The following is an 11,859-nucleotide window of genomic DNA, read 5'->3' as shown; positions in this document are numbered from 1 at the left end:
AACAGCATGCGTTTTTTACACACGATCATCGCAGTACTTTCTGCCGGCACATTGTCGGCGGCTATCACCGGTGTTGAGCTACAGGGTTCGCTCCCCGAGGCGAACGATAAGTACTCATATAAGAGCGTGAACGCCAAGCCCTTCGCAAAGGCGCTCTACGTTAAGGTCCCGGAGAAAACTAAGAATTCCTGGGATATTCAGGCGGGAATACCGCTCAACGGCGCCATTGCCGAGGGGGATACTATTGCCGTCGTGTTCGAATCGCGTGTGCGCGAGGGCGAGGGCGTCGTCGGCATCAAGGTACAGGATAGTGCCTACAAATCCATCATCTGGAAAGAGGCGAAATGCGGTACGGAATGGAAGCTTCAGATCGCCGCGGACACTGTGAAGGAACGATATCAAAGCGGCGAACTGACGCTCGCGCTTTTTCTCGGCATGGCCAAACAGGAACTGCAGATAGGCGGGCTGCGTATAATCAATTTCGGCAAGAGCGCGAAACCGGCGGACATCACCGCTGAGTCGCTCGCGTCGGCACAGATAACCGTGAAGGATGAAGGAGCCGCCATGAAAGCGATGCAGATGCCCGAGGCGTACAGCAAATGGGGCAATACGCTCGATTTCCCGACGAAGGAAAGCGCGCTCTCGATGCGGTATCTCAACAGCTACGATATCGATAAGAACGGGTTCGTTTTCATCAAAGACGGTCATTTCCATACGAAGGCGGGGCGCATTCGCTTCCTCGGTGTGAACCTCACGTTCGATTCGATGTTCCCCGAGCACGAACAGGCGGAGAAGGTGGCATCGCATCTTGCCGGCATCGGCGTCAATGCCGTGCGTATACATCATATCGATAATAGGAATATATGGGGCAAATACAGAAGCACCTATGAGAAATTCGATGACGTAGAGCTCGACAAGATGGACTATCTCATCGCGCAATTCAAGAAGAACGGCATCTACGTCAATCTCAACCTGCATGTATCGTGGAATTATCCGAGCACCAAGGATTACGACTACGCGGCCGTGCGCACAGCGACCAAGGTCAATTACAGCAAAGGCGTTGATAATGTCATGCCTGAGCTCATCGAGATGCAGAAACGGTATGCGAAGGACATACTCACGCACGTGAACCCGTACACCATGCTCGCGCTGAAGGACGATCCTGTGATGGCGATGACGGAAATAAACAACGAGAACGCGTTCTTCCGATTCACCTTCGCCTACGGCGTGCTCGATTCGCTCCCGGAGAATTTCCGCGCCGTTGTCCGGCAGAAATGGCTGGCATATCTGACGGCCAAGTATGCCGATCTTGATGCGGCGAAAGCGGCGTGGGCGAAGGGCATGCCAAGCGGCGAGCGTGATGCCGTGACCGGAGTGATGCCGTTCACAACGGACAATAAGTGGGTGACCGAGATAGTCAATCCCGCGCACGGGAGCATGAAGCTTGCCGGTGATACGATAGAGGTGGTATCGAAGACCGACGACCGCTCGTCGTTCTTTCAGCTCATGAAGACGGGGCTTACCTTTGTGAAGGGCGAGAAATATACCATCATCTTCGAGGCGAAGGGAAAAAAGGGCGCTGTCATCGGCGTGAACACCATGTTCGACCGCGCACCGTGGACGTCGCTCGGTCTCTATGCGACCATACCGCTCGGCGCGGACGACTTCCGTGAGTATGCCACCGGTTTCACCGCACGCGAGAATGCCGAGGGATGCGGACGCGTGACATTCCGCGGATTCACCGGCGGCAAGGAGTTCACGATACGCTCCGTGCGTGTGGAGAAAGGCGCATACGCAGAAAGCGCGATAACAACGGAAAAGTCCATAAGCGACATGCAGCTTCCGCCGCTCGGCAAGCTCGGCGTATTACCGCCGGCCTTCCGCACCGATTTCATGACGTTCATACGCGACATGGAACAGGCGTATTGGAAGGATATGATGGCGTATGTCAAAAGCTTTAACGTAAAGGTGCCGGTCACCGGCACGCAGCTTGATTACAGCTTTGTCGACACCGCACACTGCTATGATTACGTCGACCGCCATGCATACTGGAAGCACCCGCACTTTCCCGGCATTCCGTGGGACGGCAACAACTATTATGTGGAGAACGTATCGATGCTCGGGAGCGTTCAGAACACACTGACCAGCGCGATCGTCATCGACCGTGTGAAGGGATACCCGTATACGTCAAGTGAATACGATCATCCGTACCCCAACGAATACTGCGCGGAAAGCGCCCCGTTCATGGCGTCCACCGCGGCGCTCCAGGACCATGACGGGTTCTTCTTCTTCGATTTCGGTTCAACAAAAGGGTCCATCGGCTACTTTGACTACTACAACAATTTCGCGAAAAAGCATCTCTTCCCGTTCGCCGCAGCGATATTCCGCACCGGCAAGGTAGCACCCCTCGCCAACGATATCACGCTCACCGTGAGCGTCGAGAACATGTTCGCGGATGCTGTCGGCGGAAAGGCGAACCCGTTCTCGCATCTCATGACGCCGGATATCATCACCGGCGGGCGCGTATCGATACGTGTCGGCGAGAATCCGCGTTCTGCGATGGACGAGGTGGCGGCGAAAAAACTTTCACACGAGAAACGCGCGCAGTGGGTTTGCGCCACGAACGACTATAAGCAGAGCTTCTTCAAGATCGACGATGCGAACGCGAAGCTCCTCATGGCCTTCGCATCCGGGAACGAGACGTATGAATTCAGCGGGATGAAGCTTGCCTCGGTATCATCGCCGGGCGGGAATTTCATCTTCTCGGTGTTCAATAAGAACGGCGCCGTCGGCGAGAAGGGAACGCATATCATAACGCTTGCAAGCCGCAACCGCTATGAGAACGTGGAATACCTCGACTACACAACGCGTGCACCGCTTCCCCCGGGGGACAATCACGGGAAGAAGGTGATGGCGAAGGCGCGCAGCAAGGAGAACATCGAGTACCTCGAATGCCTCGGCGCGACCATATCGCTCGAGCTCAAAGGGGCATCATCCGCCGTCGCCTATACGGTGGACAATACCGGCATGAAGAACGCCGATGTACCGGTGACGAAGCGCGGCGGCGGCATCGAGTTCAGCCCCGCACGATCCTACGAGTCGGTCATCTATGTGCTCGAGGTGCGCTGAGCACTCGGCAAACCACACCGGTGACGACAACGCGTCCTTTTCAGGCGAGCATGAGATCGAGCGCTTCGGTGAATGCGCTGGAATACCTCTCGCTTACGCGTATTATCGCTTCTGCTTCTTCGCGGAGCGCGCTCTGCGCATACGTGATGATATCTTGCTTCATGCCGAATGTTGTATCTAATTATCCTGAAAAATCAAAGGCAACGGTCGCGTGACGGCGTGCGCATGCATCGAAAAAAATCGTCAGCACACGCACGAGCACGCTTATCGGGGCGCCAATAATCCGAATCCATAGCGCGACGCATCACGCTTTCGCCCGAGTCCGCCGCCCCACTCCATATACCGAACACGCCCTTTTCCGTCGTCATCATGTACAATGAAAGCGAAGCGAACGGGTATTGCATCTTCGCGGACGGAAATACCGATTTTCTCAAAGGCCACATACACCTCATAAAAAACACCGTGTGCGGTACGCCGGGCAGCAGCCGGAACATCCCATCGTTCACTTTCGCTGTCTGCCGAACGGCCCGTGACGAACGCACCCTCCGCGGTCGCTCCGAGCGAAATGATACTGGATGATGCCTCCGAGAGAATTCCAATCTCAACGCCGTCGCCTGAGTTCTTATCATGGGTAACGTGCACGTCGTCGGCGGTATCGAACGCTGCATAGAGCCCCTTGCCGTCATGAGCCGCGTATGCTTTCACGGAGAGGTCCGCCGCATTCTTCCAGCGCGGTATCGTCGGATCGAATGCGAGCTCGATGACAGACTGCAATGCGTCAACGATTATCGGTTTCAAGCCCGCCGGCCCTGTTCCCTTCATCGCAAAACCGGCGGCGTTATACGTGATCGGATACGCAACGCAGAGTGACAGCGGTTTCACGGCATTTCGAATGCTCCCGGGCGTCATCGATACCGAATAGAAATAATTCTTCTGCCCATACGTTTCTTCACCTGCTACCGATATTGTGAACGGCATCGATACCGCGCCGCCAAGCGCGAGCGGATACGTGCCGCCGCCTATCCTGCTCCCGGTTTCGTTCATAAGACCGACATCGATTGATACAGGGCCCAAAGCAATATTCGTCACCATCGCTGTGAACGATGCCTTTCCTCCGGGTACCGCATACACGGAAGACGGACTTATCAGGAACGGGACATCGGTTCTTGCATCGACAAGCGTTCCGTCCCCGCCGATGGAAAGGTACACAGGATATCCGGCAACAGTTACAGACACGCTTCCATCCTCCGGGGTAAGCGATTCGCTCCTCCCGAACATGTCGGTACGCGTGACAGGCACCGATGAACGCACGGAGGCAACGACTGCCCCGGGATTCTTCGGCCACACGACATATACCCTGCCGCCGGCGCTCCGCTTGAACCGATAGCCGTCAAGACGCGCATCGATATCCGCAGCCCCGTCGGGAATTGTATTGGCGAGCTCACGTATCAGTTCATTATAGGCGACAAAAGCCGGCTTAAACCGATTATCCGCCGTCACCATGCCGAGCGAATCGTCGGCACCGGGGTCCATATCCCAGTAATCCTTGAGCGTGAACCAGGAATAGAATTCCGACAATGGCCGCGATTTGGCATATGATATCTTCTTTACAAGCGTTACCGCCTGTGAACGATATCCCGCGTAATCGTACAGCGACCGGTCGCCCGCTTCGGTATTGCATATAGGTGCGGTCACCCCGGCATTACGGAGATATCCTTCGACCATCTCCTGCCGTTCGATATAGTTCTCAAGTGGACCGTGCGCATGGAATGCCGCCACGTCATAATACCCCTTGCCGAGCGTAAACATATCCTTGGTAAAATCCTTCTTTTCCTTCGGATGCTTAACGGTCACGCCGCCGGTCGTCACGCGAATGTTTGGGGCCGTCTTTTTAATTTCGGTGTAGAATGTTTTCATCATGGCGACATATTCATCGATGGTCCCGTGAAAGAATTCGAGGTCGGGCTCGTTCCAAAGCTCGATATATTTTACGCCGGGAAATTTCGCGAGATACGCGCCGAGATTACGCACATGCGCCGCGAACGCCGCTTCGTCCTTCGGGGGCTTGCGATATGCGCCGCCGGTAAATTCCGGAACAACGAAGTAGCACACGAATGAATCGATGCCATACTTCGCGAGTTCATTGAGCATCGGTGTGAACCCATCGGCATGCGATGTATCGCCCGCGGCATGCTCGAATCGTCCGCCGGTGATACCGAAGCGTTCAATGTCGACACCGAGCGCGCCCATCCACGTCTTATGCAGCGCATTCTCCTCTTCGCCTTTCCATATCTCCTGATCATCGCAGCCGAAGAACATGGGCGTTCTATTGAGGCGTTTTCCGTTGGGGATGAACACACCGAACATATCCTCCATGCCATACGATACCGCGCCGGAAACCGAAAGCGTAACGCGATAATGACCGATGTCCATCGCAGGGAACGAAAAGCGAATGGCCGACTCTCCGCGGGCGGCGATGTCAATTGACTTTTGGTCCTTTGCCGACGCTTTGCCGAAAAAATCGACGATGGATGCGCTCACGCGTATCGATGCGTCTTTCCCCATGCCGTTGCGCACGCGGTACTCGAGCACGATAGGTGCATTGGGACGATATCCTACCCCGCGATACACGGGCGACACGGTCACCAGCTGTTTCCCATCGCTCGTTTCTCCCGACAGCGCTATGTCGTCGAGATACACTTCACCCTCTCCCGCGGTCCGACCGTAGAAATTCACACCGGATACGAATATCGGCGACTCAAGTGATGATGCTCCTTTTACATGCGCTTCATCGAACGGTATGGTATATTCCTGCCACGTATTTTTCTCAAGACGAACGGCCTCCGTAGTCGCATTCTTTCCGGCATTGTCAGAAAGTTCTATCGATATCTTGCCGTCCTTATCCTTCGGGTTCGCGCGGAACGATATCTCGCTCACCGATGACACCTTCTCTTCCATGATCTTCGCCCGTATGAATCGATGCCGGTACGGCCCGGACGGCTCGGTGAACGCATAGCGTATGATGCCGGCATATGCTCCTGAACAGGTTTCCTTCTTCGTCGACGACAGATTGATATGCCCGGCGAACCATTTTCCCTTCGAGCCCTCGCCGCCCTGATGACGCCATGTGCCGACGTCCTCAAAATCGCAGACGATATATTTCACCGGGGTCCCTTTCACGAGCGCCCGATAATGCGCATTCACTTCAGCGGACGACAGTGCCCTGCCGTAGATCCGCACATCATCGACAGCGCCGCGAAGCCCCGTCTTTGCCCACGGCCCCGCTTTACCGAGATATACCGGGCCCTTCACCTCCGGTACGGAGAGCGATGCCGCTTTCGATAATGGTTTTCCGTTCAGATACAGTATGAGCGTCTTGCCGTCATAGGTCGCCGCAAGATGATACCATACGCCGGGGAGTATCTGTTCTTTCTCCGTCTGCACAAGCACGCTTTTTTTATCATCACTGTTCACCACAAAGCGAAAGCCGTTCCCCGCGGAACGGTAAAGAATGCCGTAGCCGACATCCGATCCCGGCACCCAGCGCATAAGTATGCCCGACCATTCCTGCTCCGTCGTATCGATCTTCACCCACACTTCAAGCGTTATCGAATTCCCCGGTGTGGGCGAGGCGGATGCTTCAGCGGACGAGGTGCCGTCAAATGCAAGTGCTTTGCCGTCAATGCCGTCGACAAATGATGTGGATCCGCTCGTTTTTCCGGAAAATGTCCCGTCGTTGAAATCCCACGCGGCGACAGCATCATCCGCAGCGGAAAGGCCGGCGAAGGTAATGACCGTACTGAGACAGATGAAGGCGATCTTTCGGCTGATGGATCTCATGATCGAAACTCCCCGGGTAACAACATGATCGATAGTATATATCAAGATTTCTTTTATCGGAGGGTGTGCGGTGTTTATCTCCCGATGCGATATGCTCGAGCGCACTTCCGAGGGGCTGAAATCTATGTGTGCGATGCGCATTGTTCTTGTTCCACGTTCATAAGACTGCAATCCTCATGACTATTCCTTTAGCCCTGCGACAAACTGTCGAAGAGTATCGGTGATAATAAAACCGACGGTTGCACCCGCATCCTGCAATCCCAAGGTTTTTTCCCGGAAACAGGCCGCCTTTCCATGCTGGGCTATCATCCCCTTAGTCGCTTCAAGTCCACCGGCGGCAGCAGCGGCTGCATCGAACAGTGCTTCGTGAAGAGCGGCTCCGCACGCAGCGGAAGCGGCAAGAGATTCGGAAACGGGGGCTACCACGTCGATCAATGTCTTGTCCCCGCGCTTGGCTTTGCCTCTCTCGATAACTCCGTTCATAAAAGCAATCCAGAAAATGGACATTTCTGCCGTTCCAATTGATGAGGACAGGTCAAGAGCTTTGCCACCACGCATAAAACCCGTCGCGACAAGAGTTCCCATGGTCGATGGCGACGCCTTCCCGATAGCCATGCCGGCAAGCTGAATGGTCCGGCCGATCGGGTCCGCAGCATTAGCCGCAACGGCCTCATAGGCGGCAATGAAAGCCCTGCTCATCGTAAGCCCCAGGTCACTGTCACCAACTTTACCGTCGAGGTCTATGAGAAAGTCGCGTTGTGCGGCAAAGGCATCGCGGAGACTCTTGAATAATGGCGCCAGATCCCCTCTGTTTATGTTCTCCATCTCTCCTCCGAATTATAACTGTTTCTGCTCGAAAAATGGCGAGGCTGCAGGGCGCGCGACAAGGCGCCTTAGCTCATCATCAAGTTTGAGCAAGGAGATGGAGGCCCCTGCCATTTCCATCGAAGTCGCGAACTCGCCGACATATACATGAAATATCGAAATCCCGATATCCTCCAAGATAGAGGACACACTGCGGAAGAGGACATAGAGTTCTTCCTTAGGGGTTGCACCCAGGCCGTTCACCAGAACGGCAACCTCGTCGCCTTTCACGAAGGGAAGGTCAGCCAAGATCGGCTTCATCATCTCTTCTACAACTTCGGCTGCCTTGCGCAACGCTCCCCGTTGAATGCCGGGTTCGCCGTGAATACCCATGCCAATTTCCATTTCGTTTTCGCCGATAGAAAAAGAGGCATGCCCCACTTCGGGAATAATGCATGGAGTAAGTGCAACGCCCATGGTACGTACGTTGTCCTTTGCCTTTTCTGCGACGCGCTTTACGTCGTCGAGGCTCATTCCTTCTGCGGCAGCGGCCCCAGCGGCCTTATAAACGAAAAAGATGCCGGCGACACCGCGACGTTTGTGTTCCTGGCCTTTTGGAGAGGATGCCACATCGTCATTTCCGACAACAGAAAGAACATTGATGCCTTCCATGGCTGCCATTTCGGTCGCCATATCGAAATTCATGATATCACCCGTGTAGTTCCCATAAATATAGAGAACCCCTGCCCCCTGACTGATGGCTTTTGTGACTTCAAACATCTGGTCGGCACTGGGTGACTGGAATACTCCGCCGACGGAGCAGCCGTCAAGCAGTCCCTCGCCGATATACCCGAGAAAGAGAGGAAGATGGCCAGACCCACCACCCGTGACGATACCAACCTTGCCCTTTACCGGGCGGGAGGTAACGATGCATCGCAGATCTCCGGCCGTGCAGCGGACCTGTTCGGGATGGGCGGAATAGATGCCTTCCAGCATTTCGTCAACAAACTGTTCAGGTGCATTCAGGAACTTCTTCATGACGCTAGATCTCCTTTGGCACACTGTCTTGCAGCGCTTGCCGACTGATTTCGTATATGCTGACTGCCAGTACGACTGATATACCGCTCCTGTATCAAATTCCGGCTGGCAGAGCAGACTTTAATTTCCGCAGGCATTCAACCGGGCGAACATGTCCGCAAAAACCAAGTCTCTGTTCGCGTCAATAGCAACCCGCATGAAATGCCGTCTGGCATCCAGACTGAATGTGTGGTGGTCTGTCAGCACAGGCGCATGGATGATCTGGGTCGGTATCCAGCTGGGATTTACAAGATATGCCACCGTTGAAATATCCCAGATGACTTTCGACCATACAGGATCGCCCTTGCTATAGTCCTTGACAATACTGTACAAATAATCACTGATCCTGCTCGTGCCCGCGATACACGCTTTCAATTCGGGAACGGATGTCCGGAGGTGTTCCGCCACATTCTTGCATGGTATATTAACGAAAGGAACGCCCGAATTATAAAGGACCTGGGATGAAATGATATCCTGGCTGCAGTTGAATTCCCGCGCGGACATCCAGTACGGAGGATGTGACCCAAGCCAGACCACTATTATTTTTTCCCTGATCGCTGGTTCTATGAGAAGAGCGGAGGCTATGTTCACCGGACATCCGATAGCCAGAACATACAGCGGTTTTTCCTTTCGTCTCATAGCCCGTTCAACCAGATCAAGTGCTGCCGGGCTCCTGACAGGGTCTGCGGGATTTTCAAGGAAACGGTCCGAGCCTTTCAGTACCGGCATGCTCTCTTTTCGTCCCATGAGGCCCAGAACAGTCTGTATCTCGTTATAACTTTTCACCATGCCGTCAGCAGGACTTGCGGCCCGGTCGTTCAGGAACGGAGCCGCATAGACGGCCTCTACGTTGATCCTTTCAGGAACAAGGAGACTGTACGCCAGGGCGAACTGGTCGTCAACTTCATTGTATGTGTCAGTATCCAGTACCACATCGACCTTCTCCATAGGAGTGCTGAGACGCTCCAGCATGTACGAGCCGGAGAGCATGGTAAATCTGTCTTTGTACGTGTTCTCGAACATTTCGTCCTCGCATGAATAATGATCAGCAAATTTCAATACACATAGGATACTGCGTCTATCACTTTACGAAAATGGAATTTTCCGGACTTTGTTTGTACTTTTTACGCTATTCATGTGCCGCTGATTTTCTGAAAACAGTTGGAGTAACCCCGATCCGTTTTTTAAAGAACTTCGAGAAATAGTAGACGTCTTCAAATCCGCAACGCTGTGCGATCGCGCTGATCGTCAGTGAAGTATCCGTAAGGAGGTCTTTGGCTTTATCCAGTTTGACATCGAGGATATACTGGATAGGCGTTTTTTTCGTATACTCTTTGAAAAGCCGTCCGAAATAATCGCTTCTGATATAGAACATCCCGGAAAGATCTTCAACGGAAATTACACCTTCTTTTTCCCGGATCAGTGCAACAGCTCTTTCGGCGATCGCTTCTTTCGAAGCTGACTGTGCTGCTGAAGATGCGATCCGACGGATGGTCCCGATGATCTTGAGGAGAATACCATCCGCGATAATCGCATATCCAGGTTCTTTATTTTCCAACTCATCAGCAAGCAGCAGGAATTCATTCCTGAGCACTCCGAATGAATCCTGATATGCGCCAATTAAATTCTCCAGTCCGCTGCCTGATACGCCAATACATCCATTAACCAGTTCTTTGTTATTTTTCTGATCATGCCGAACGCCTTTCGGCACTATAGTGAAACTGTTTTTATTGAACTGATAGGTGTTATTCCCTATTGTTGTCTCTCCGTTACCCTGAAGGTAATACACGATCTCAAGAGTATTATGATCATGAAAAGAAACCTTGCCGTTTATATTGTGTTTGGCAATAAAGAAAAAATCAAGACTGATCCTTTTCATCACCCCTGTTATAGTATAAGGAATAGGACTTTTCATTCGCCGTCATCGCTTCCTCAGCTGCGCCAAGTATACCACCCGCCGAATTCCTGTCAATCCAACCGGCATCTCACGAGCACCATGAATGGCGCTGTTGACGAGAGCCGGGATAGCGAGCGCCCCGCGCCTGCATGGATGCACGGAGAGGAGGCCACGAAAGACACGAACAAAAGAAGAAATATGTTGAGTGTTGACATTGTGTCATACCAGTGTTGAAGATTGCTATCGCACCTTGACACCGACGATGGTAAGATCATCCGCCAATGCCGCCCCGCCGCGATGTTCCGCATGCGCGGCGACGATGCGTTTGACGATATCGGCAGCGGACATTGCCGACGGTGCATCACGGAGAACACGCGAAACACCGTTAAGCCCGAATTCTTCACCTGCGGGGGATCTGGTTTCGATAAGACAGTCCGTAAAAAGCAGAAATACATCGCCGTTCGTCATGGGCACCTGATACTCGCGGTTCATCTCCTCGAAGAATTCGACCATGCCCTCCTGGCCCATGAACGCCCCCTGGACGGCATTCCCCCCGGGTTTGACCGGCGCAACATGTTCGTTCGCGTCTTTTTTAAGCAGATCGGGGTGTCCGGCATTGACATACTGCATCTCATTCCCGGAGAAACGGAGCATGATGCAGGTGAGATAATTATCCACGTCGCCCTTCGCCTTGATGATGCTGCGGTTCGCCTTGGCGATTATATCAGAAAGCGCGACCTTTGTATCGGATGTGAAGCTTCGGTACATGATGGGGCGTATCAATGTGGTGATAAGCCCCGAGGAGACGCCGTGTCCCGAAACATCGAACAGCACAAGTCCGGTCAATGTGCCGTTGTCATCGGTGTAGAAATCGTAGAAATCGCCGGAGACATAGGAGAACGCCTCGTAATGGACGGCCACATCGAATCGCCCGGCGTTCGGCAGCTGCGGAAGGAGATTGCGCTGCACCTTGGCGGCCATCTGCAGATCGGTGGTGCGAAGCTCCGACAGGTTCTTTGCCATCGTGTTAAACCCGTTGGCAAGATCGGCCGTTTCGTCGCGTGAATCGACCGATACCGCTACGGACAGATCGCCCGCCTCAACGCGTTTCA

Annotated in this window: 8 protein-coding genes; 1 reads left to right on the top strand and 7 read right to left on the bottom strand. The window is 53.7% G+C overall.

Features of this window, described 5'->3' with window-relative positions; genetic code table 11:
• Positions 1–6: 6 nt before the first annotated feature.
• Positions 7–3,129: a cellulase family glycosylhydrolase gene (locus AABZ39_16135; GenBank protein MEK6796310.1), complete on the top strand. Its 3,123-nt coding sequence runs from the start codon at positions 7–9 to the stop codon at positions 3,127–3,129.
• Between the two features lie 40 nt (positions 3,130–3,169).
• On the opposite strand, the gene AABZ39_16130 is transcribed toward AABZ39_16135, so the two are convergent.
• From AABZ39_16130 to AABZ39_16100, 7 genes are all read right to left on the bottom strand, one after another.
• On the bottom strand, positions 3,170–3,292 hold the full coding sequence (locus tag AABZ39_16130; protein MEK6796309.1) for a hypothetical protein: 123 nt from the start codon (positions 3,290–3,292) through the stop codon (positions 3,170–3,172).
• A gap of 101 nt (positions 3,293–3,393) precedes the next feature.
• The gene (locus tag AABZ39_16125; protein MEK6796308.1) at positions 3,394–6,969 is read right to left on the bottom strand and encodes a LamG-like jellyroll fold domain-containing protein; all 3,576 of its coding nucleotides are present in this window, start codon (positions 6,967–6,969) and stop codon (positions 3,394–3,396) included.
• Positions 6,970–7,149: 180 nt separating this feature from the next.
• Positions 7,150–7,794: a DAK2 domain-containing protein gene (locus AABZ39_16120; GenBank protein MEK6796307.1), complete on the bottom strand. Its 645-nt coding sequence runs from the start codon at positions 7,792–7,794 to the stop codon at positions 7,150–7,152.
• 12 nt (positions 7,795–7,806) lie between these two features.
• Positions 7,807–8,811, bottom strand: coding sequence for a dihydroxyacetone kinase subunit DhaK (locus AABZ39_16115; protein ID MEK6796306.1), 1,005 nt, complete (start codon positions 8,809–8,811; stop codon positions 7,807–7,809).
• A gap of 120 nt (positions 8,812–8,931) precedes the next feature.
• Positions 8,932–9,873, bottom strand: a complete 942-nt coding sequence (locus AABZ39_16110) for a nucleoside hydrolase (GenBank protein ID MEK6796305.1) — start codon at positions 9,871–9,873, stop codon at positions 8,932–8,934.
• 106 nt (positions 9,874–9,979) lie between these two features.
• The gene (locus AABZ39_16105; protein ID MEK6796304.1) at positions 9,980–10,765 is read right to left on the bottom strand and encodes an AraC family transcriptional regulator; all 786 of its coding nucleotides are present in this window, start codon (positions 10,763–10,765) and stop codon (positions 9,980–9,982) included.
• 222 nt (positions 10,766–10,987) lie between these two features.
• A partial coding sequence (locus AABZ39_16100) for a SpoIIE family protein phosphatase (protein ID MEK6796303.1) occupies positions 10,988–11,859 on the bottom strand: 872 nt, incomplete at its 5' end.

This window comes from Spirochaetota bacterium, from assembly GCA_038043445.1.
In the GTDB taxonomy this organism is placed as follows: Bacteria; Spirochaetota; Brachyspiria; order Brachyspirales; family JACRPF01; genus JBBTBY01.
The sequence above is the reverse complement of the archived record's forward strand: the minus strand, read 5'-3'. Positions and strand labels throughout refer to the sequence as shown.